Consider the following 22,718-nt stretch of genomic DNA (forward strand, 5'->3'; position numbering starts at 1 on the left):
AATTATAAATTAAAAATAACTAAATAACTAAATTAGAAAAGAGGAAACAGAAAACAGAAATTCGTTATTACTGTTTTCTATTTTCTGATTTCTAAATTCACAGCGATTGACAAGATACATATTTAATGATATACTTTTTTTGGTTATCTGCAACAGGAAGAAAAGGAGGATGACAACATGAAGCTCTTTGAAACACGTTTCGATTCAAAATCATTGAAAGAAGTCATTGAAATCCATTTCATTCAAGATGGTAAAGTTATCTTCAGAAAAAGCCTTGAAACAAATGGATCAGAACTTTGTGATCGAGAGGGCAGAAAATGTGAATTCGTAATGGATCCCTCTGGTTTTGAAGCTTCTCTGATTGTAGCCCTATTCAGCAATCTGGGATGTTATGGATTTGCAGAAGTTGAAGAAGGGCATTTTGTGAGATTGGATTATGTTTCGGAATACCAGCATAGGGTAGAAAAGGCCAAATTAAAAATTCGCGAATTGATCGAACCATAGACTCAGTTATCTGAGTTTTTTTTATTTTCTAGCTTTCTTAAATTCCAGCACAATCATAATAATAATTCCGCTAATTATGTATAAATCAGCCAAGTTTAACACGCTTAAATTAAATAGGTGAATATAATCAACCACAAAACCTCTAAAAACTCTATCAATTAAATTTGAAAAAGCTCCAGCAATGACTAGCATCAATGAAAATAAAACAATAAAATTCATCTTTTTTAATTCTTGCTGAAATTTTTGCAATAAAAAATATAATATTAAGAAAATTACGATATACATAATCACTTTTGGCATCGGCAAGCCAAAAGCAACGCCAAGATTCTGAAAAGAAGCAATTCCAAAATTATTATTCAAAACAAAAAAACCATCTTGAGGAAGATAGTTTACAACAATAAATTTAAATAATTGGTCAATAAAAATAAGAATTAAACCAATTAAAATCAAATATATAATTTTTGTTTTGTTTTTCATGAATATAATACAAATATACGAATTTATGCAAATTTACGAATATGCAAATCGTCGATAAACAAAATTCGCATATTCGTAACATTTGCAAATAATTTTACTGTAACGAAAAATTATTCGTAAATTCGTATTATTTTTTTGCGCACTCTATGCAATAAGTCGCAGTTGGATTTGCTTCTAATCTTGCTTTATCGATCATTTTATTGCAATTCTCGCATTTACCAAAAGTGCCTTTTTTAATCCTATCTAAAGCATTATCTACGTCTTTTAATTTTTGTTCTAAGTTTCCTTCAACAGACAAATTGCTATCATAAAGAGAGACTTCAGCAGCTTCAGCTGTATTATCAAAGATTGGATCGCCAAAATTTTTGAATTTTGGATCATAATCATCTTTGGCTTTTGGATCTTTTGTCGCAACATCGCCCAAGCTCTTTTGAAGTTGTTGTTTTTCTTTTTCTAATTTGTCTTTTATATTGTTGTCTTGCATAAATTTTATTTTTAAATGTCTAGTAACTTAATTCTAGCATAAAATTAAATAAAAATCTAGGCGAAATTGCTCAATTGTTCATTTGTTAAATTGTTAAATCGTTGATTAAAGTTCCTATCCCACACCAAATGCAACTAGAAAAAATAGTTATATCACAGATTAAATGTATTTTAGAAAGAAAATGTTTTTCGTTACTTTAACGGCATTTGGTGCGGGATTGTAAATTAAGCATGTTTTTTCTACGCCTGCGGGCTTGAAAAAAATGCTTTCTTTACAAAAAAAACGGGCGCCAGAGGGCGCCCGTTAAAAATATTTAATGGCGCTCTGGCACCCGTGGGAGCTATATCTTACCGCCTTTCTCCTACTTGTGAATGATCACGTAGAATAAGGGCAGGATTTAGCGATATAACCCATACAAGGTGCACAAGAAGCCTGATAGTTCTTCAATGTGTCTGTTCTCTCACCGTCCTTCTGGCTTTTGATCTATTTTGGATCTTGGCCTAAATTTTTGTTTTTGGTTTTTTGACTCCACTTGTTCTGGAGTATAAAGTGCGATTTTGCGGGTGTATCAGCACCCTTAACGGACAGAGAGAGCAGAATATCGAGTTACTAGTAACTAGTCACTAGTAACTGGCATTCTGCTCGCCCTGTACGGTCGCAGAAAAATAAATTTTTATAAGATATCTCGTTTTCTACTTTTTTGTGGCCCTATGCAGATCAAATGGCTAGGCCATTGCAGATAAGCACGGGTAGTTGAATAGGGAAATGTCATAATTCATCTCACGAAATATATTTTTCCACTCAGGATAGCAAAAGAAAAATGTTCTTTTGGCGAGTCTTAAAATCATTTTAGCTTTTTTCTATGTTTATAAGTATTTCTACTCTGCAACGCGTCAAAGAGCAGACTCTACATCAGTAACTACAAAAAATCGCAGAAAGCCTAATTTGATTCTGACTAGCTCAAATTGTGAAAAAACGTTTTTGTTTTTGTTTCTACATATATTATAGCATAAAATAACGTTTCATTCAAACCTTATTATAAATAAAAATGAAAGCTTAACAAAGCCAATCCACAAGTTATCAACAGCGAACACAAAAGTTATACACAGGCAATGTTTATAACTTTTATAGTTTTAAACAGCATATCTACAACTTATCCACAGGTTAGGAACAATTTAAGTAATAAAAAAATCCAGATAACTGGATTTACAAAGTACTGTACTTGAAATCTTTACGGACTAATGTCAGTTCAACAACAGTTTCTTCTTCATTGATGAATTCTTGGGAGTTTAACAAAGTCAGAAAACGAAGAAGAGATGCAAAATCACTGAATTCAAAGAATTGGTAGTCAAGGCTACGTTCATCGGAAAGATCAATCACAGCATGATGAGTATCTTTGTTGAAACGGATCCTGACGATTTTACAAAGCACATCGGCAAGTTGCTGTACTGCCAGCAATAGCCTCAAATCGCATACAGAAACAACAGCTCCAAGAAGAGTTTCTTCTCCATTTTCTTCCGTATTGATGATCAAAGTTGATCTTTCGCGACCAAGGTTCAAGAAAACTTGTTCTGGCGAACCATAAAAAGCCTTGCATTCCAATGTTGCCACGCGTTTCATTTCTTTCTCCTCCTTTTTCTCGCCCACCCGAAGTATTTAATAACGTATACTAAAATCTAAAAAATGTCAATGTTTTTCCAAAAATTTCTCAACTTCTGTACCAATTTCCTTAATTTCATGGTGAGAAACACCTACTTTAGGCAAAGCTTGTAAAAACTTCATGCCATAGTCAGTATTTTCAAGTCTCAAATCAAGCATCACAACTACGCCTTTGTCAGTTTTTGACCTTATTAATCTGCCAAATCCTTGTTTAAAAGTCAAAATAGCGCGTGGAATAGAATATTGCATAAACTTATTTTGATATTGACTTGATCTTGCCTCAAAAATTGGCTCGCTTGGCACTTCAAATGGAATTTTAGTAATTACCAGGCATGACAAATTTTCACCAGGAATATCCACTCCTTCCCAAAAAGAAGAAGTGCCTAGCAATATTGTATTTTTATCACTTTTAAAAGCATTTAATAATTTCATTTTTCCGCCAGTCACGCCTTGAGCCAAAACTTTTACTCCTTCTTGTCTCAATTCAAATGCCAATTTTTTATAAACACTTCTGATTGCCGAATAAGAAGTAAAAAGAACCAAAGTCTTTCCTTTTAATTTTTTTCCAATATCAATCAACACTTCGCAAGTTTTATTATTAAAATCATTATGATTTGGCAACGGAAAATCAGTTGGTAAAATAACAGTTGCTTGTTTTTCAAAATCATAATGAGAGGGGATTTGAATTTTATCAAAAGTTTCATCTAATCCAAGCTTTTTTGCAAAATAATCAAAACCTTGATCAGTTGTTAGCGTTGCTGATGCCAAGATGACTGTTTCTTTCTTATCAAACAAATTATCTTTCAAATAACCATCAATATTTAAAGGTGCTGAAAACAAATTAATCTTTTCTTCTCTGAAAGTCAGCCAATAGATGCCATTTTCTAATGGGTTAACAATAATTTCCTTCAACAAATCCTTAGTTTCGCGATTCTCCATAATTAAGCCATCAAGATCATAAATAATTTCTTGCCAATTTTTGTCATCTGTTGAATAATTTACCTTTAAATGATCCAAAAGTTCAGTTAGACTTTTTTCAAGCACTTCAAATTGCAAAACTAAATTGTTTATTGAGCCAGTTACTTTCCACCATTCACCATAATTTCGAACTCTGTCAGTCAGCAATAATTTTAGTCTGCCATTATAAAAATCTTGAAAAGCATTATTCTTAATAAAAATATTCAAAATGCCAAAAAATAGATCAGTTTGATTGGTTAATTTTTCCAAATTATGAAAAATCTTGTCTGTTACCTCAGATTTTTCTTTTTTACCAATTTTATTCAAAATTGATTTAATATTTTTCAAAAATTCATCAATTTTTTCATTTGACACAAATTTCGTTAGTTGCGAGGTCATACTATCTTCCAGATGATGCGCTTCATCAATAATCAAATGTTTATAATCCAGATAATTCTCATCATCAGAACTTACAGCTAATAAAGCATGATTAATAATCACAATATCAGCAGATTTTGCTTCTTCTTTTGCTTTATAATAAAAACATTTCTTTTGATTTGGGCATTTTCTTTTCAAACAAAAATTAGAACTGCAAACCAAGCTCTTTTTGACCCATTCTTCCTGAAAGCTTAATGACAATTCATTCAAAATGCCATCAGGAGTTTCTGGCATCCATAATAATATTTTAACTAAAACAGTTAATTCGTCTTCGCTTAAGTTTTTTTTACTTTTTAATTCAAGGAATCGACGCAAGCACAAATAATTTTCTCTGCCAACTAATTTTTTAGCTTTGAAATTAAAATTTACTGATTCTCGAACAATTGGGATATCCTTAAACAATAATTGATCTTGCAAATTCAGCGTGTATGTCGAAATTACTACTTTTTCATTGTTTGCTTTGGCAAAATAAACAGCTGGTAATAAATAGGCGAGTGATTTGCCAACGCCAGGACCTGCTTCACAAACCAAATGTTTATCGCCCAAAAAAGTTTCACTCACTTTTTTCATCATTTCGATTTGATTCGGCCGAAATTCAAAATTCTTAAACACTTTGCTCAATTTTCCTTGATCAGCAAACATTTTTTCAATCTGCCTCAAATCAAATTCTGGAATAACGTCGTTTGTCGTTTGCGTAGTTATTTTTAATTTTTGATTAATTATTTTAGATTTTAGATTTTTGACTTTTTTATGATTTATGAACAATTCACTTAATGACCATTCATGTCTAGTCAGCAATTTCCGAATATCTTCCAATATACGAATATCCAGTTCATCAATTTTAGCGATCAAAAACGAAAACAGTTCGCGTGTCGCCAAAACATCGCCCATCGCTCGATGGCTCTGTACATTTTTCATTTTTAAAAAAGAAACTAATGATTCCAAGCTATGCGAGCCTAACGATGGCAACAGAATAGTCGCTAATTTCCAAGTATCATAAGATTTATTTGGCAAATCAACACCTTTTGCTTTTAAATATCCCAAATCAAATGAAATATTATGGCCAATGATCGGCAAATCGCCAATAAATTTAATTAAATTATCTTGAATTTGATGAAGCAATGGCGCATCCTTTACCATTTCATCAGTTATTCCAGTTACAGCTTTAATTATTTTTGGAATTTCTGTTTTTGGATTAACAAAAGTCTGAAATTCATCAATTACTTTATCTCCTTCAAATTTAATCGCTGCAATTTCAATAATCTCGCCAAGACTTGGCAAAAGATCTGTCACTTCAATATCTAGACAGACGTATATTTTTTGATTTTTCATTAGTAGAATATTAGAAATTGAATATTAGAAATTAAAACTAAAAATGTTAAACCTATTTTAACACGATAATATCTAATTTCCAATTTCCAATATTTTCATGAATAAAAAAATAAACATATAATTTTGTAAATCGTTATTAGACATTTTTCACGAAAATAAAAAGCAGAACAAATTCTGCTTACTCCAAGTCATCTTGGGTTTGAAGGAACTTTACGACAATGTCATGCAAAGTAATAATGCCAAGAGTTTTTTCTGATTTATCAATTACTCGTCCAACTGGATTATTTTTTAATAAAGCATACGCTTCGCCAATCAGCATATTATTTGGAATTTCAATTGTTGCGCTTACTAATCCTCGTAAAACAAGAGTTTCCTTGTTTATTCTCAAAACAAATTCCAGCAAATCATCAGGAGAAATAAAGCCAATCACAATCTTTGGATTTTGATCGTCAACAATTAGAATCGGCCGATCTCTTTTTACAGCTCCAAGCAAATCTGCTCTCGAAGTTGTTGATTTTACTTTAGAACAATCTTTTATCGGCACCATCAAATCTTTGGCATGCAAATTATTGACTGCCAAATAGCGTTCCAAAATTGCCGCTTCTTCACGTGACAACGCTTTTTGTTCGCATGCAAGTCTTGCTAATGCAATCACATCTTTTTCATCAACTACCTCCTCATATCCGCCCATTATCTTTGTTGTCCATTTGATCAGCCAAGTAATCGGATAAAAAACAATCATTAACACAAAAAGAATGTGAGCGCTATACTTGCAGGATTGAAATGAAAACTTAATGCCAAAAATCTTTGGTACAATCTCACCAAGATAAAACATGAATAATGGATAGACAAAGAGCGATATTTCAAGCAACGGTCCATCAGTTTTTGCTGCCAACCTGCCAATAGTCAATGGTCCAAAATACAAAACAGAATATATCATCAAGAGAATAAAACTAACAACAATTGGCTGATTTTTTAGAATCTTTTTCATCAGCGCAGTTGTTTTCGTTTGCTTATGTTCCATTTCATATTTCACAATGTCAGCAGTAACCATTTTTAGCCATGAAGATTCAAGAAGAGATAAAAAAAAGCTGAACACAAAAGTCAAAATCATTACGATTATTATTGCCACTTTCTTCTCCTCCTGTTTCTGGGATTTTTTACTTTACAATAAATTTAAAGAGCGATATTTGAGTATAATGCAATTTTAATCAAAAATAAATATTATTTTAGCCAAAATAAAAAAAGCAGAAATAAATCTGCTTACAAGGTACTTTGAGCTAAGGCAAGTTCCTGCATTTTCTTCAATGACATACTTTTTGCATACTCTGCGCAGCTAAACATTGATGTTTCATTTTCGCCATCGTGACCTTCTGTTACTTTTACAGCTGGAACTTCCAGACAAGATTGAGCTTGTTCATGAATCCATTTTGCTTGCTCAATAGTTTTGCATGACTCAACCATATGACACAATATTTCAATCTGATCACCAACTGCACAAGCTCTGTAATAGACTGCCTGACTCTGTTCGAAAGTCAACACTTCTTCCTTTTCAACCAAGTTAGCTGCATATTTCTCAAGTCTTCCTGCAATTAAAAATTCGAATCCACGCAATTGTTCGAGCGAACCTTCGCACTCAACCTCGGTCGAGTCATGACCTTTCGCTTCCAATTCTTTTTCTACTTCATCAAACAATGCTTTCCAATCAGCAAAAGTACCTTTTTCTTCCATAATTTCTTGTGCTATTCTTTCCAAAACTGTCATTTCAGCCTTCACATGATATATTCCAATTTCCTGACGGTAAATCCTTACTGCTTCAGCAAAAGTACAAGATATTTTCAACAACTTTTCCATTCTGTCTTTTTGAGTAAAATCAAGATGATTCCATACCTCGATTAGGAGCGATGATCCAAGAACTAGAATTTCATCATCTGTCAGTTCATTAAAGAAAGCAGCTATTGCAATACGTTCACCAACCATAGCTTTTAATTGTCCCAAAGCTAGCTTCATCTTTTCTCGGTCTTTCCACATCGTCCCTTCCTCCTTGCTTGGGGTAAAAAAGAGCATAGATAATAATATCAAAACAAAATATTTTAATCAAGCCAAAAATAAAAAAAGCAGAAATAAATCTGCTATGATTGTGCAAATGCCAGCTGTCGCAACTTTTGAAATGCTTCTTCATGAATTTGTACAACTTCAGAAAGAGAGTCCTCTTTCTCACCCATCTCTTTCAAAACACGACATTCATTAAGCGCATTTTTTGTTATATTCAATACATTTTTTGCCTCCAAAATTGTTGTACAAGTATGAGGCAAGTGTTTTAAGACTGTATGAGATTTAAATGTAATATATGCAAATAGCATATCATCAAAAGATAATTCTTTGCCAGCATTCACACCTGCATCTGTTCCAATTCCAGCTAATTTAATCAATCTTGCTTGAAGGAATTTCTTAAGTTCATACAAACTATTATTTCTATCTTTTAATTCGTGCACACTCATGCCTACAAATGCTCGCCTCAAATCTTCAAAAGTTCCTCTTGCACAAATGACTTCTTCAGCGCTTCTACGAAGTCCGATGCTTCCTTTTTCAAAAACAATCAAGGCATCTGAAAAAACAAAATGTTGCCTAATATAAAGAGCAATCTTTCCCCTTGTTTCTGAATCAGCATACTCGTATGCTTCCAAGATATCAGTAACTTTAAGCGTAGCCATCTCTTCAGGAGTCAAGATGTCAATGAAAATTGCAATCGCGACGTCTTTTCCAAATTGTTCTGCTAATTTCAAAAACCTTTCATCTGGCATTTCGCCTCCTCTGCCGCTTTTTCTGCGGCGAAAAAAAGTGCATAAATCAAACTAACATAATCCTAATTTTTAAGCAATAAAAAAAGCAGAAAAATCTGCTTACAAAATGTACAAAATATTATGCAATTATTACATTATCAAGTCCAAATATATCCAAATCATCTTTTATTGATCTATATAAATCATCAATGTAAAAAAACTCGATTCCTCCAATATTTTCGTGGTGAAGTATCATGTGAACTTCATTTAAAACATCATAAATTCTCATCATTGAACTAAGCCTTGATTTATCAATATCAAATCTTAGCAACTTATATAAGTTTTCTGCACGATCAATGATATCATTATAGGATTCAGCCAAAAAAACAAATTTTGCGCATTGCTTTGCTTTTTCATTATTGACTGTTTCTACTGCTTCAAGATGCTTACGATTTAATGAACGATATTTATATACAAGGAAAGCAATAAATGCAACATAAAACGCAATCATTAGGCAAATAGTCAAAAGAGATTTTTGAATAAATAAAATAGGCAATAGTGGTATTGAAGTAATACAAAGAAACAGCACAGAGAAAGAAATTTGCGAATTCTTCAAACGTTTCCAGTAAGAAGCATCAGCGATAATTTGAGCAATACGATATTTATCAGCAATTTCACTCAAACAATTTGGAATCTCAATTTTTTTCAAACCTGTTTTTGCGTTCGCGTGCGCCTCATCCATCTTTCTTCCTCCTCCTTGTTGGCAAAGAACAATACTTTAAAATATTCGGAAATTATATCATTTTTCGTTAAATTATATTAACACGCCGATATTCAAATATCAATATCACCGACGTTTTAGATATTCGGAAATTATCTTTTTAAAAAGTACGTGGTTATTAAATTAGTAATATCCGAATATCAAAATATCCGTAATATCAACACGCTTTGGATATTACGGATATTAAATTTTATTAAACATTTTAAAACGTAAAACAGAAAATTCAATATAATCGTATCAATCCATTAATCGTATTTCCATCTTCAAACCCAAGAGTCAAATCTCCTTTCAAGCTAATTCCAAAATTATTCAAAAAATCCAATGAATTCAAATACAATAAGCCATTATTAGCTTTTACATCAGCATTTATTTCTGAATTTTGATTTTGGAATGATTTTAAAATTTCTTTAAGCGCATCTGAAGAGCTAGCTAAAATCAATTTATTATCATAAAAAGAATAGGCAAAACTGTCCAAATCTTTTTTATTTTCTTTTTCAATTAAAGTTCTTAATTTAAAATTTTCAAAATCAGCATTAACAAATTTGAATTTGGAAACATCAGGCAATAATTCAATTCCTTCTGATCCATCAGCTAATTCAACTTTTTTCTCTCTAGGCTTTTGCCTCGCAAAATATTTTATCAATCCTGTCTCTACTTGTCCCATTTTATCGCTTAATTTTGCTTCATTATCAACTTCCGAAATCACGCTCCAAGAAGTTTGATCTTTTTTGCCAGGCAAAACAATGAATTCAAAATTATTATCAAATAATGGGAGTAAATCATTCTCAAAGCTTATTCCGTAATTATTTTTAATTTGATCTTCAAAGCCATCCAAAAATTCTAAGAAATTAACATTTGAATTAGCATCTTTTTTCAAATCTTGATAAGTATTCTGCAAATTATTTCCTGAATAAGCCATAGTTGTTTTATTTGGCAAGAATTTAAATGGCTCTTTCAAAGACAATTGCTTATTCAAATTTAAATCAGAATAAATTTTTAAATTAATATCCGAATTTTCCTCCTTTGCAGTTAAAAAGAAATAATTATTATCAAAAATAAATTTATCAATTGAATTTAAAGCGCTAAAATTTGGGAGTAAAGCAAGCAGATCATTAGTCTTTTTAGAAAAAGCATACATAAAAGAATCAGACAAAACTTTTTTATTCACTTCATTAAAATATTTATCATTTCTCAAGCTCTTAGCTTGATCAACATTTGCATCAACTACTTTTCTCAAAGCATCATCGTTATCAGAAATGACTAAAATATTATTTATCACTAAATAGCTAAATGGATTTTGGTTAGCAAGCTTTACTTCATAGATTTTTACATTACTGTAATCAAAAAAACTCGTGTTTGCATTGTTAATTACATTATTTTTAAATAATTCTAAATTCGCATCCTTGAAAATAAAAATATGAGCATCCCTTAATAGGGCATATGCGCTTTCCGAACCTAAAGCAACCTCAAGATTGGTCGGTAAAATATTTTTTGCACTTTTTGACGCTAATAGTAAATCAGTATTCTTCAAAGTCTCATTGCCGATATTCATTCTATTAGTATAAGCATAAAAAGAAACTTCATTCGGTACAAGTTTTACTAATGGATCCAGATTTTTCGCTTTAAAATAATCATAAACAAAAAAGCCAGCCAAAGCTAAAATGCCAGCCAATACCAAAATTCCAAGCAACACTAAAACCACTTTCAGCCAAATAGGCTTTTTCTTTTTGCCGCTTATTTCTTGTACTGGAGAAATAAAAACTTGTTCCTTTTTTTTGATTATATCCATACGTGAAGTAACTAGTAATAAGTAATAAGTAACTTTTAACTAGTCGTTTAGTTACTAGTTACTGATTACTAGTTACTATTTAACGGTTATCTCTGCATCAATAAAATTACCTGACCATTTGCGGTTTTTGGTAATTCTTATTGCTCCTAATGATTGTGCTAAGCTTGCAGTATTTTTATCTCCTCCAAAATTTGAAGATAATTTTAACAAATCATCAATCGAAATAAAAATCAATTGTTCAGTTTTGGAATTTGCTAGTTCCTTAAAATCAGCGTCGCTATTCAATTTATCATCAGATTGAAAATTATCCAAGATCTTTTCGCTACTGAAAATCACAAGTTTATCATCCTTTACAAAATACCCAAGATCAAATGCTTTTTTCGGCAAATTCATTATTTTGTATGTAATATCTTTGTTTTTTCTAGTAATAAAATTTGCATCCTTATCATCATTTAAATATTTTTTAATCAACTTTGCTAAAGATCCTTCTACCTTATTAAATTTTTCTTGAGCATTATCTTTGCCTTTAATATCAATCATCAAAGCCACTCTTATTTTTTCATTAGTAAAATCAGGAGCTAAATATATGCCATATTGTCCGCTCAGCAAATCTAAAAATTCATTCAGATCAATTCCATAGTCAAGCTCTACGCCTCTAGATATTAAAGCAAATTCTGCATTTGGATCTGGCGAATTGCCAGCTACAAAACTTGTTAACGTTGGTTTTAAACTTGCGCCTTCCATATAGAATGCAGTACTTTCCGAAACAAAATCCGCAAATTTAGGTTTTATTTTTTTATTGTCGCTTATTTTATATAATTCTGGCATATAGATCTTTGCCAGAATTTTATCATCTGAAGCTGAAAACTTTGCACCAGCATAATATTTTCCGCCAATTTCTTTCAATTTTCCCATAATATCATCATCTAGCTTCAAATTAGACTTCAAAAAGACTTTCATTAATTCCAGCACATCTCCATAAACAAAAACTACTCCATCTTGATTATTTAATTTATTCTTCGCTTTTTTATATTTTCCGTCGTAAGCCAAAGCTTTGCCATTGCCTAATTTTGTATCAATCATTTTTTTCAAACCATCAGGAAATTCAGAAACTAATAAATAATTATCATAAATGGCATAAGTAAGGTTATTTTTTCTGGTAATATTTGTAATTTCATTTCCTCTAAAGTCTTCCTTGGCAACTACATAGCCTTTTTTCTCAAGATTATCATCAAAAATATTCAAAAAATTATTTAGTAAATCTCGATTTTTAATTTCAACTAGAAAAATTTTAGAAAATCGATCATTTGTCACTCGAATATTGCCAACAGCAATTTTTTTGCCAAGCCAACCATAAAAAGTATTTTCATCAATTTTTAAATCATCTGGCGTTATTCCAGCAAGTACCAAGCTTTGCAAATAATCGCTAAAAGTTTTGTCATTGCCCATTCTTTTGGCAATTTCTGTTAATTTTACATTTTGTTTAGAATCTTTATTAATATCTACTATTGCAAATGAAATCAAGTCATTCGGCACAAAAGATTCCATACTCTTCTTAGCAATATTATTGGAATACATCGCAAAAATCATTCCCAAACCAAAAATAAGAACAAGCAAAATTGCAATTATAATTATTAGTTTCTTGTTTCTTTTTTGATTTTGAAGATATTGTTTTCGACGTTTTGACACATTTTTACAATTAACATTTTACAATTAACATTTAACAAATTTTAAAAAAGTTAATAGTTAATTGTTAACGGTTAATTGTTTTAATTATATCTTACAAAAACTTTCCTCGCAAATTTTAAATATAAATAAAAAAAGGCTCGTTAGAACCTTACAGGATAGAACAATCTTTAGAGAACAAAACCAGTAATTACTTCATTAGAATTTTTTGCTGGACCGCTCCATCTAATCATCACTGTTCGTCCTGGACTATTCGAATTTGGAATCATTATCTCATGTGTACATGTTTGATTCTCTTCTGAAGTAACATTTTCATCAAAGCCAAATATTTTTACAAATGTCGCTCTATCATCTTTGACAAAAGATGTCTTGCTACAAACCCAGAGATCACCACCTTGAACCAAATGAAATTTTTCAATTGAAATAGGATAGAATGTGTGCCTCTTGCCATCGCTTGTCAAAACTACTACCGTATCAACATTGCACCACCTTACTAGATGTCTTTTTTCTTCCTTTTTCATCCGTCCCCTCCTTTCCTTGTTCGAGGTTTGAAAGAACACTTAAACATTTTAATATAGCATAAATTTAGTTTTTGTGAAGCCAATTAATTTTTTTAAATAAAAAAACTAGTAAAACTAGTTTATATCAATGAGCGTAACCTTCAAGAAGATTTGTTTCAGTCATCACGCCATCAGTAATTACGACCTTTTCGATCGTATAACCATCATTCCAAACAAAAATTGCATCCAAGCTTCCCTTGTTTTTGCAGAACATGTCAAGCAAAGGAGTATAATATCTTGTTGCGCCAATACCAATCACAAAAGTTTCCAACTGCAATGAGCCATCTTCCGAATTGCGGAAACTGATAGCTGACGTAAAATCAGTTTTCATGCGAAAACGTCCTCGAACTACACCAAGTCCGTATGGACCAAACACGCGAGCTTGTCGTTCGAGTTCTGGGAACATTTGGATTTTCAAAGCAAAAGATTTGATGTGTACTACCGAAAGGACGTCACCATGCATAGGTTTCATTCTGCCTCCTTGCCTCTCGTTGTTGAGAGGAACAATAAAATATTACATAATTAACATAAAATGTCAATCCAAATAGTCTTGCCAAAATTAAATTCATTTGGTATAATTAAAATATAAAATATAGTAAAAACTATATTAGTTTAGTTTACAATAATTAATACGCTATTTTGGCCAAAGCTTTTGCTAGTGCTAAAATAGTCGCGAATTTCGTTTAATTTAAACTTCGTTCAGCGTAATCCATCAGGATAATCCGCATGTTATCCGCACGAATCCGTGCAAACATGGATTAAATAATTAGACGTGGTTTACGCAAAACATTTTTAAAGATAGCGAAAGGTCATAAAATTATGTTGAGCAAGAAAAAAAAGACTTCTTTAATGAAGAAGTATGCAACTCACAAAGGTGACACAGGTTCACCAGAAGTACAAATTGCAATTTTAAGCGCAGAGATCGAAGAATTAACAGAACATTTAAAGACTCATCGCAAAGATAATTCTTCAAGAAGAGGTTTATTAGGCAAAGTTCACCAAAGAAGAAAATTGATGACTTATTTATCTAAAGAAGATGAAAAACGTTATCAAACAATCATTAAGAAGTTAAAACTTAAAAAAATCAAAGAAGAAACAGAAGCAGAAAAGAAAAGAAGTGAAGAAATCAGCAAAATCGCCGAAAATCAAGATGCAGAAATTGATGAAGATATGGAATAAAGCACCAAAAGTTTCTGCGTTTTCTGCGTTCATTTCTGCGTTATTCTGCGTTAAAGTCTTGAATGCAGAAATACGCAGAATCTGACGCAGAAGACGCAGAATTTATTTAACGAAATTTATATTAATTAATCAAAATTTTTTCTTAAATTGATGTTCAAATAGTCAGACTAGATTTTTAAGACAGTCTGTAATTTGAACGTCAAAGAGAAAGAATTAAAAACAAATGCTAAATTTGTTCAAGAAAAGTACAGGTCCAAAAGAATTTGAAATGATTCTTGGCGACCGAAAATTGTCGATCAAGACAGGTGAGCTAGCACAGCAAGCTAATGGTGCAGTTTTAGTCCAATATGGTGAAACTGCTATTTTGGCTACATGCGTTATCTCGGGTTCAGTTCGACCAGATGTAAATTATTTTCCATTAATGGTTGATTACGAAGAAAAACTATATGCTGGTGGAAAAATTAAAGGTTCAAGATTTATCAAACGCGAAGGCAAGCCTTCAGATGAATCAATTATCAAAGCTAGAATTATTGATCGTTCAATTAGACCATTATTTCCTCAACACATTGTTAATGATATTCAAGTAATTATTGAAGTTCTATCAGTTGATGGCGAAAATGATGCTGATATTGTTGGTTTAGTTGGCGCATCTGCTGCTTTAGCTATTTCAGACATTCCATTTAACAAAATTATCGGTGCAGTTCGAATTGGCAGAGTCAATGGCGAATTAGTTTTAAATCCAACATTTGCTACACGTGAAAAATCAGATTTAGATTTGATTGTTTCAGCTTCAAAAGAAAAAACATTAATGATTGAAGCTCAAGGACATGAAGTTGAAGAGCAAGATATGTTCAAAGCAATAGAATTTGCTAAGAAAAACATTGTTTCAATTATTGAATTTTTAGAAAAAGTTCAAAAAGAAGTTGGCAAGAAAAAGAATGAAGTTCCAGTTCCAGAAATTCCAGCTGGTTTAGAAGATGGCGTCAAAAGTGCAATGATGGATCGCTTAAGTAAAATTCTATATGAAGGCCCAACTAGAGTTCGAAAACATGAAGTTTATGCATTATGTGATACAGTTGCTTGTGAATTGTCAGAAAAATTTGGCGAAGATTGCAAAGGCTTAATTAATGCTGAATGCCACAGATTTTCTGAAATTTTCGTTCGCGACAATATTTTAAATAACGATAAAAGAGTTGGCAATCGTAAAATGGACGAAGTTCGAAAATTAGAAGGCAAAGTTTCAATGTTGCCAAGAGTTCATGGTACTGGCTATTTCAAAAGAGGCGGTACACAAGTTTTGACAATCACAACTTTGGGAGCACCTTCAGATAAACAAATTATTGAAGATGCAGAAGAAGAATACAAGAAGAGATATATGCATCATTACAATTTCTTGCCTTTCTCAGTTGGCGAGACTTCACCACTTCGCGGTCCGTCCCGTCGCGATATCGGTCATGGCATGTTAGCAGAAAAAGCTTTAGAGCCATTATTGCCAAAAGAAGAAGATTTTCCATACACAATGAGATTAGTTTCTGAAGTTTATTCTTCAAATGGCTCAAGCTCAATGGCATCTGTTTGCGGTTCTTCATTATCTTTAATGGATGCTGGTGTTCCAATCAAAGAACAAGTTGCTGGCATTGCTATGGGCATGGCTTCAACTGATGATAATAATTATAAAATTCTTACAGATTTGCAAGATCTTGAAGATTCAGAAGGCGGAATGGATTTCAAAATTGCTGGTACAAAAAATGGCATTACAGCTATTCAATTAGATACAAAGACTTTAGGCTTAACAGATTCAATGGTTTTAGACACTTTGAATCAAGCAAAAACAGCCCGAATACAAATTTTGGACGTGATGAACAAGATTATTGCACAGCCTCGTAAAGATTTATCTAAGTACGCTCCAAGAATTTATACTATTCATATTAATCCAGAAAAGATCAGAGATGTAATAGGACCAGGCGGAAAGATGATTAATAAGATCATTGAAGAAACATCAGCTGAAATTGACATCGAAGATGATGGAACAGTATTCATTACTTCAAATGACAAAGCCAAGGCAGAAAAAGCTCTTGCTTGGGTCAAAGATCTAACAAGAGAAATCAAAGTCGGTGAGATCTTTGTTGGCAAGGTAGTTAGAATCATGAACTTCGGTGCCTTTGTCGAGCTATTTCCAGGCAGTGATGGTCTTATCCATATTTCAAAATTAGCGCCTTATCGCGTTAATAAAGTAGAGGATATCGTCAAGCTTGGTCAAACTGTCAAAGTCAAAGTACTTGAAATAGACAGTGAAGGCAGAACAAATCTAGGACTGATCAACGAGAATAATAAGAAATAACATTCAACGGCTAATCTCATTTGGGGTTAGCCGTTTTTGATAAAAATTATGGAAAATAAAGGATCAAATATAGACACAATTAGAATGTTAATAAAGACAAAAAATGGAATAGACCGTAATATTTTTAAAATTCAATTAAAAAAAACAAAAAAAGATATTTATCTGATATTTAGAGATAATAAAAAATACATATCTTTTCACGAAGAAGGCAAAAAGGTTTTTCATTTCAATGAAATAAAATTTCCACCTTTATTCAAAAATTCACATTATAATTTTGAATATCTAAATCCAATATTTTCTTATATACCGAAAAGAATCTCAGAATATCCTGTTTTTTCAAAATATAATAAGTCAAAATGTGTTTATTTTTTTCTCAAAGAATATGAAGATAAAAATTTCATGATTGATTTTTTTTGGGTAAATGAAAAAAATGGTCTTACACATATTCATAAAGAAGATAGATATCTTAGTTCGTTTTTAATAAGCGGGAATAAGGGCGATAAAATCTTACAGTCGAAAGAAAAAATTGGTATTTTGAAGCCCATTAATTTCGGAAATAGAATATTATATTTTAATGTTAGAATTATTAATAAAAAAAATCTTCCAGACTATCAGTTAGAACATATAATAATTTATAATCCTGATAAAAAAACTTTTATAAAGGACTACGTAAACAGATATAAATTTCCGTTTAATTTAAAAAAAATAAAAACTCAAGGATGTGATTTACATCAAAACAAAAATGATGGATCATACTTTATTTCTTTTAGCTAATTTTTGTCTCAATAATGTTCTTTAGATGTTGAAGGTTTGTGTCAAAAAGACTGAATAACAAAACATTATGTTTAAAAGATTTTATGACCCAAAAAATAAATATTCTCAAATAATTTTAAAGTAATATAATAAAATAAATCGTAAGATTAATAATGAGGAATAATATGTCTATGAAAAATTATAAAAAAGAAACAATTGATTTTTACAACAAGAATATTGATGAATACATAAAAAAGACTCAAGGATTACAAGATTCAGCTTGGCTGAAAAAATTTGTTAAACTTTTACCAAAAAAAGCGAAAATTCTTGATCTTGGCTGTGGATATGGGCGCGATACCCAAACATTTGTCGATCTTGGTTTTGATTGTTATGGCGTAGATTTATCAGAAAAAATGATTGAAAGAGCCAAAAGCAGAGTCAAAAAAGCAAAATTTTTTGTAATGGATATATTAGATTTAGATTTTGCAGATAAATTTTTTGATGGAATCTGGTGTAATGCTACAATAGTTCATATTAGTAAAAAAGATATTGATCAAGCATTTAACCAGATTTATAAGATTTTAAAACATAATGGTTTTTTCCATTTTAATTTAAAAGAGGGAACCGGAGAAAAATTTGAGGCAGATGAAAGATATAAAGGCATAAAAAAATTTTATTCATATTATTCTGAAAATGAAATAAAAGATTTATTGAAAAAACATGGTTTCGAGATTATCGAATCCTGGCACAAAGAACCAAAAGGTTACGATAATGCACACATGTTTTATTTCATTGTAAAAAAAATCTAAAATAAACTTTTATGTTCAAAAGATTTTATGATCCAAAAAATAAATATTCCAAAGGTATTTTAAAAGAATATAAATATTGGATAGCAGAAGTAAGCTATCATCAACATACTTTTGGCAATTATATTATTTTCTGCAAAAGAAAAGGAGTCGAAAAAATATCTGAACTCAAAGACAAAGAATTATTAGAATTCAAAAAAGTCTGCAAAGAAATTGAAAATGCGCTTTCAAAAAACAAGATCTTTAAGCCTCAAAGATTTAATTATTGGCAATTGGGCAATGGCTGTCATCAACTTCATTTTCATGGTCTGCCAAGATATTCTAAAGACAAAAAATTTGGCAACAAAATTTTCAAAGATAAAAACTATGGCTCTGATCCAATTTGGACAGAAGTAGAGCAAGATGATAAAACAGTAATAGAGATGAAAGAAGCAATAAAAAAATATTTATAAATTAAACTCAGGCCCATCCAGCCTGTTTTATTTTGCCAAAAAATGTATTGACAATAATTCTTAATATGGTATACTTAAATTATAGAGCTATACCATATTAACAAAATTTAAGCTTATGCAATATATATCACCCATTATCACAAAAAGAATTAAAGAAAAACTTTCCAGACTAAACAAATTACGGCCATTGCCAAAAACAGCAGTCCTGAAATTAAAAGAGAGATTTCAGATAGAAATGACTTACAACTCAAATGCCATAGAAGGTAATTCTTTGACACTGAAAGAAACCTATTTAGTCATCAATGAGGGAATAACTGTAAAAGGCAAGCCATTAAAAGACCATTTAGAAGCAAAAGACCATCAAATAGCTTTAGAATATCTTTATGATTTAATTGCTAAAAATAAAAGACAAACAATTTCAGAAGTTTTAATAAAAAATTTGCATCAAATTATTACTCAAGAAATTGATCGAGAATGGGCAGGAAGATACAGAAATTCAAATGTTATTATTGCTGGCTCAAAACATAATCCGCCAAACGCTCTAGCAATTCCTAAAAAAATGCATGAATTAATTAGCTGGCTAAGATCACAAAAAAATAAAGTTAATATCATAGAACTAGCAACTTTGTTGCATCATAAATTAGTTTATATTCATCCTTTTTTTGATGGTAATGGCAGAACTGCGCGTTTAGCAATGAATCTTTTGCTAATGCAAGCTGGTTATCCGTTAGTAGTTATTTTAAAAAATGATCGGAAAAAATATTATGATGTTCTTGAGTCAGCTGATAAGAGAAATTATAAACCCTTGATTCAATTCATATATCAAGCAGTTGAACGTTCATTGGATATTTATCTAAAAACTTTAACTCCTGCTAAAGAAAAACAAGAAAAATTTTTAACATTAGCAAAAATATCTATGCAAACACCTTTTTCTGCCAAATATTTAAATCTTCTTGCCAGAACAGGAAAATTAGAAGCTTACAAAGAAGACAGAAATTGGTTAACTTCGAAAGAATCTGTTGATAGATATCTAAAAAATAGAATAAGGCAAAGAAAAATTAAGAAATAAATTCAGGCTCATCCAGTCTGTTTTATTTTGTCCAAGAAAATGTTATACTAAAAAAAATTCATATTTATTTTTAAAAATAATCATATGGAACAAGAGCCAAGCCAAGAAGTGATAAAAGAAGCGACTTTTGCTGAAATTGATAAAATTCTCGAAAATTTGCCAGATCAAAAAGAAATAGAAGATTATTTTGAAGATGTAACAGCAGAATTAGACAAATATTTCAAAGGAGAATTAACCAAAGATATTCCATTGCCAAAAGGCGCAATTGAAATAGCAGATTTTGAATTGCTCAAAGAAATTTTGTTAAAAAAATTTAATTTTTCTGATAAAGTTGTAGATGAAATTGTTGAGCACGAAAAAGATCATTTTGCTGAAGCAGAAAAAAATGAATTTTCACCAAAAATTTATTTAAGTTTTTCTCAAACATCAGACGACCGTTTAGCGATAAAACCATTCATTTATTATAAGTCAGAAAATGCTGATATAATAAATTTTAAAGAAAAAAGAAAAAAAATTGCTAAAGCTCCAAAGAAACTTAGCGAAAAAGACGTTGAAACCTTAAAAAAAATAGCATAATACTTTAGAATTCAAAAAAATATTAAGTAACAAAATACAATCAGGCAATTTGAGCCTGTTTTGTTTTGCATAAAAAATTGATAATTACTAATAATTTTATTTATGCTATACTTAAATTGAATTTAAATATATTAGCAAATAATTTCCGGGTACATTCAACTTTGATTACCGGGAAAGGAAAATAAATGAAAAAAATCCTTAAAATTTTCATGCCATTAGCAGTCTTCTTTTTATTTGGCTTCTTGAATTATGCAAAAGCAAATGAAACTTGGCATTCAATTGGTAGCGGTATCGATGGATATGTTTCTGATATGATCGTTTTTAATGATGAACTGTATATTGGAGGAAAATTGACTTCCCTAAATTGTAATTTTGCGAAATGGAATGGCATTTCTTGGACACCACTATCACAAAATTCGGGTGTGCAAAAATTAGCAATTTATCGAAATGAACTTTATGCTACAGGAACTTTTGATCCATCAGATTTTGTTGCGAAATGGAATGGTACTTCATGGATTCCACTTGATTCAGGAATAAATGATGAAACAGTTTCTATTGGTGTTTTTAATGATGAATTATTTGTTGGAGGTTTTTTTACTAGGGTAAATGGAATGAACATTTCAAACATTGCAAAATGGAACGGAGCATCTTGGAGTAAAGCAGGAGATTTAGACAGCTTTCCTGAAAGTTTTGCTATATACAATAATGAATTCTATGCAGTCGGTGGTTTTTCCAAAAGTGTTGCAAAATGGAATGGAGGAACATGGGTTAGCGTTGGTTATGGCAATTACAAATATCCATTTGCCTCAGCAGTTTTTAACAACGAATTATATGTTGGCGGTGGATTTCCGCTGACAGATGGAGCAAAAATTGCAAAATACAATGGATCAGCCTGGACTGTGTTTGGAGGAAAGATAGATGGACAAGTTAATACATTATTGGTCTTTGATAATGAGCTTTATATGGGAGGAACATTTACTTTGAATGGAAGCCACATTGCAAAATGGAATGGTACTGAGTGGATTGGTCTTGAAAATGGAATGAACGCAAATGTTCAATCTCTAATTGCTTATCAAGACAAACTTTATGCCGGTGGATATGCATCGCCAAAAGAACCGTCAAAAACAGATTTTCTCGCTGGATGGTATGATTCAACAGCACCAGAAACAATTGCTATGCCAAAAGGCGGAATTTATGATGTATCCCAAAAAGTTGTTCTAACTCCAAACGAAGAAGCAAAAACATATTATACTATTGATGGCACAATTCCAACTATTTCATCGCAAGAATATACGAATCCAATCGTTGTTTCAGAATCAACTAACCTCAATTTCTTTTCAATTGATAGAGCTGGAAATCAAGAGGAAGTAAAAACCGAAAAATATTTAATTGCTATTCCGATCAAAATCGATGATCCAATAGATATAATTAATCCGCCAGCTCCAGATGCTAAGCCAATCGTTATTGATCGTCCAGTACCAGTCTTTTCAATTGCAGATTTGTATTTAAGCAATGTCGAATTATATCAAATTTATCACAATCAGCAGAAGAATATTGAAATTTCATTTTACAAGCTTCCAAAAAGAAGCGTCATCAAAAAATATTATTTTAAATTAACTCAAAACAAGAAAAAATTTCTTGGCGATTTTAATAAAAAAAATAGCTATCGAGGTTATGTAAAATTATTATCAAATCTTGGCACTGTCGAAAAAGCTTATGCTAAAGATCTTGACAAAAGAGTTAAACTGAAAATTTCGATCCATTATTCAAAAAGAAAATTAACCCAAAATAGTTTAAAAGAAAAAAATCTCCGTTTATTTGTCAAGGATCGAAATAATAATTGGCGAGGACCATACCGCATTTATCAAAATACAAGCACACACAAAATTAAATTTAAAGTCAGAAATTATCTTGTCAAAAAGCCAAAATCAATTGCAATTGATCCTCTTAATGATTCAAAACAATTTGACTTAAATCTTTCTGAAAAATTAAGTGGAAATCGCACCTTTGCTCCGATATTTTATTTTCAAACAATTGAAAAAATAAAATTTGTAATTGCAGATAAAAATGCATTAAAAAATTAAAAACATTT

General features: G+C 31.1%; 20 protein-coding genes and 1 pseudogene. 9 read left to right on the top strand and 12 right to left on the bottom strand.

The genetic code is table 11. From position 1 onward, the window contains the following. The first annotated feature begins 177 nt into the window (after window positions 1-177). A complete protein-coding gene (locus WC663_00475; GenBank protein MFA6295811.1) occupies window positions 178-504 on the top strand; it encodes a hypothetical protein in 327 nt (108 codons plus the stop codon). Between the two features lie 21 nt (window positions 505-525). Here WC663_00475 and WC663_00480 read toward each other — a convergent pair whose 3' ends face one another. The 12 genes from WC663_00480 to WC663_00535 form a co-directional block, all read right to left on the bottom strand. Then, window positions 526-981, bottom strand: a complete 456-nt coding sequence (locus tag WC663_00480) for a signal peptidase II (GenBank protein ID MFA6295812.1) — start codon at window positions 979-981, stop codon at window positions 526-528. Between the two features lie 127 nt (window positions 982-1,108). Next, window positions 1,109-1,465, bottom strand: coding sequence for a TraR/DksA C4-type zinc finger protein (locus tag WC663_00485; protein MFA6295813.1), 357 nt, complete (start codon window positions 1,463-1,465; stop codon window positions 1,109-1,111). Window positions 1,466-2,671: 1,206 nt separating this feature from the next. Beyond that, window positions 2,672-3,085, bottom strand: coding sequence for a hypothetical protein (locus tag WC663_00490; GenBank protein MFA6295814.1), 414 nt, complete (start codon window positions 3,083-3,085; stop codon window positions 2,672-2,674). A gap of 66 nt (window positions 3,086-3,151) precedes the next feature. Next, on the bottom strand, window positions 3,152-5,851 hold the full coding sequence (locus WC663_00495; GenBank protein MFA6295815.1) for a helicase C-terminal domain-containing protein: 2,700 nt from the start codon (window positions 5,849-5,851) through the stop codon (window positions 3,152-3,154). A gap of 178 nt (window positions 5,852-6,029) precedes the next feature. After that, window positions 6,030-6,983, bottom strand: a complete 954-nt coding sequence (locus WC663_00500; GenBank protein MFA6295816.1) for a CNNM domain-containing protein — start codon at window positions 6,981-6,983, stop codon at window positions 6,030-6,032. 131 nt (window positions 6,984-7,114) lie between these two features. Then, window positions 7,115-7,918, bottom strand: a complete 804-nt coding sequence (locus WC663_00505) for a hypothetical protein (GenBank protein ID MFA6295817.1) — start codon at window positions 7,916-7,918, stop codon at window positions 7,115-7,117. 65 nt (window positions 7,919-7,983) lie between these two features. Continuing rightward, complete coding sequence (locus WC663_00510) at window positions 7,984-8,655, bottom strand: hypothetical protein (protein MFA6295818.1); 672 nt, start codon at window positions 8,653-8,655, stop codon at window positions 7,984-7,986. A gap of 118 nt (window positions 8,656-8,773) precedes the next feature. Beyond that, window positions 8,774-9,376, bottom strand: coding sequence for a hypothetical protein (locus WC663_00515; protein ID MFA6295819.1), 603 nt, complete (start codon window positions 9,374-9,376; stop codon window positions 8,774-8,776). A 262-nt stretch (window positions 9,377-9,638) separates the two neighbouring features. Further along, window positions 9,639-11,204, bottom strand: coding sequence for a DUF3352 domain-containing protein (locus tag WC663_00520; protein MFA6295820.1), 1,566 nt, complete (start codon window positions 11,202-11,204; stop codon window positions 9,639-9,641). Window positions 11,205-11,279: 75 nt separating this feature from the next. Further along, a complete protein-coding gene (locus WC663_00525; protein ID MFA6295821.1) occupies window positions 11,280-12,893 on the bottom strand; it encodes a DUF3352 domain-containing protein in 1,614 nt (537 codons plus the stop codon). Between the two features lie 167 nt (window positions 12,894-13,060). Then, window positions 13,061-13,411 carry a hypothetical protein gene (locus WC663_00530; protein ID MFA6295822.1) on the bottom strand — a complete coding sequence of 117 codons (351 nt, stop codon included), beginning with the start codon at window positions 13,409-13,411 and terminating at the stop codon, window positions 13,061-13,063. 124 nt (window positions 13,412-13,535) lie between these two features. Further along, complete coding sequence (locus WC663_00535; protein MFA6295823.1) at window positions 13,536-13,913, bottom strand: hypothetical protein; 378 nt, start codon at window positions 13,911-13,913, stop codon at window positions 13,536-13,538. A gap of 356 nt (window positions 13,914-14,269) precedes the next feature. On the opposite strand from WC663_00535, the pseudogene rpsO reads away from it, so the two are divergent. The 8 genes and pseudogenes from rpsO to WC663_00575 all read left to right on the top strand — a co-directional run bounded on the left by rpsO (window position 14,270) and on the right by WC663_00575 (window position 22,710). Continuing rightward, window positions 14,270-14,533 (top strand): annotated as a pseudogene (gene rpsO, locus WC663_00540) (30S ribosomal protein S15). 319 nt (window positions 14,534-14,852) lie between these two features. Beyond that, entirely contained in the window at window positions 14,853-16,970 is a 2,118-nt protein-coding gene (locus WC663_00545) for a polyribonucleotide nucleotidyltransferase (GenBank protein ID MFA6295824.1), read from the top strand. 48 nt (window positions 16,971-17,018) lie between these two features. Then, complete coding sequence (locus WC663_00550; protein MFA6295825.1) at window positions 17,019-17,744, top strand: hypothetical protein; 726 nt, start codon at window positions 17,019-17,021, stop codon at window positions 17,742-17,744. A gap of 170 nt (window positions 17,745-17,914) precedes the next feature. Then, window positions 17,915-18,532: a class I SAM-dependent methyltransferase gene (locus WC663_00555; GenBank protein MFA6295826.1), complete on the top strand. Its 618-nt coding sequence runs from the start codon at window positions 17,915-17,917 to the stop codon at window positions 18,530-18,532. 11 nt (window positions 18,533-18,543) lie between these two features. Next, window positions 18,544-18,981: a hypothetical protein gene (locus WC663_00560; protein ID MFA6295827.1), complete on the top strand. Its 438-nt coding sequence runs from the start codon at window positions 18,544-18,546 to the stop codon at window positions 18,979-18,981. 115 nt (window positions 18,982-19,096) lie between these two features. Then, on the top strand, window positions 19,097-20,050 hold the full coding sequence (locus tag WC663_00565; protein MFA6295828.1) for a Fic family protein: 954 nt from the start codon (window positions 19,097-19,099) through the stop codon (window positions 20,048-20,050). An 84-nt stretch (window positions 20,051-20,134) separates the two neighbouring features. Continuing rightward, on the top strand, window positions 20,135-20,626 hold the full coding sequence (locus WC663_00570; GenBank protein ID MFA6295829.1) for a hypothetical protein: 492 nt from the start codon (window positions 20,135-20,137) through the stop codon (window positions 20,624-20,626). Between the two features lie 185 nt (window positions 20,627-20,811). Further along, window positions 20,812-22,710, top strand: a complete 1,899-nt coding sequence (locus WC663_00575; protein ID MFA6295830.1) for a chitobiase/beta-hexosaminidase C-terminal domain-containing protein — start codon at window positions 20,812-20,814, stop codon at window positions 22,708-22,710. Window positions 22,711-22,718: the final 8 nt, after the last annotated feature.

The organism is Patescibacteria group bacterium (genome assembly GCA_041662665.1).
Taxonomy (GTDB): Bacteria; Patescibacteriota; JABMPQ01; order JABMPQ01; family JAQVVF01; genus JAQVVF01.

Coding starts and splice junctions, on each gene's coding strand:
- WC663_00475 (MFA6295811.1), top strand. CDS start 178: ATGAAGCTCTTTGAAACACGTTTCGATTCAAAATCATTGAAAGAAGTC.
- WC663_00480 (MFA6295812.1), bottom strand. CDS start 981: ATGAAAAACAAAACAAAAATTATATATTTGATTTTAATTGGTTTAATT.
- WC663_00485 (MFA6295813.1), bottom strand. CDS start 1,465: ATGCAAGACAACAATATAAAAGACAAATTAGAAAAAGAAAAACAACAA.
- WC663_00490 (MFA6295814.1), bottom strand. CDS start 3,085: ATGAAACGCGTGGCAACATTGGAATGCAAGGCTTTTTATGGTTCGCCA.
- WC663_00495 (MFA6295815.1), bottom strand. CDS start 5,851: ATGAAAAATCAAAAAATATACGTCTGTCTAGATATTGAAGTGACAGAT.
- WC663_00505 (MFA6295817.1), bottom strand. CDS start 7,918: ATGCTCTTTTTTACCCCAAGCAAGGAGGAAGGGACGATGTGGAAAGAC.
- WC663_00510 (MFA6295818.1), bottom strand. CDS start 8,655: ATGCCAGATGAAAGGTTTTTGAAATTAGCAGAACAATTTGGAAAAGAC.
- WC663_00515 (MFA6295819.1), bottom strand. CDS start 9,376: ATGGATGAGGCGCACGCGAACGCAAAAACAGGTTTGAAAAAAATTGAG.
- WC663_00520 (MFA6295820.1), bottom strand. CDS start 11,204: ATGGATATAATCAAAAAAAAGGAACAAGTTTTTATTTCTCCAGTACAA.
- WC663_00530 (MFA6295822.1), bottom strand. CDS start 13,411: ATGAAAAAGGAAGAAAAAAGACATCTAGTAAGGTGGTGCAATGTTGAT.
- WC663_00535 (MFA6295823.1), bottom strand. CDS start 13,913: ATGCATGGTGACGTCCTTTCGGTAGTACACATCAAATCTTTTGCTTTG.
- WC663_00545 (MFA6295824.1), top strand. CDS start 14,853: ATGCTAAATTTGTTCAAGAAAAGTACAGGTCCAAAAGAATTTGAAATG.
- WC663_00550 (MFA6295825.1), top strand. CDS start 17,019: ATGGAAAATAAAGGATCAAATATAGACACAATTAGAATGTTAATAAAG.
- WC663_00555 (MFA6295826.1), top strand. CDS start 17,915: ATGAAAAATTATAAAAAAGAAACAATTGATTTTTACAACAAGAATATT.
- WC663_00560 (MFA6295827.1), top strand. CDS start 18,544: ATGTTCAAAAGATTTTATGATCCAAAAAATAAATATTCCAAAGGTATT.
- WC663_00565 (MFA6295828.1), top strand. CDS start 19,097: ATGCAATATATATCACCCATTATCACAAAAAGAATTAAAGAAAAACTT.
- WC663_00570 (MFA6295829.1), top strand. CDS start 20,135: ATGGAACAAGAGCCAAGCCAAGAAGTGATAAAAGAAGCGACTTTTGCT.
- WC663_00575 (MFA6295830.1), top strand. CDS start 20,812: ATGAAAAAAATCCTTAAAATTTTCATGCCATTAGCAGTCTTCTTTTTA.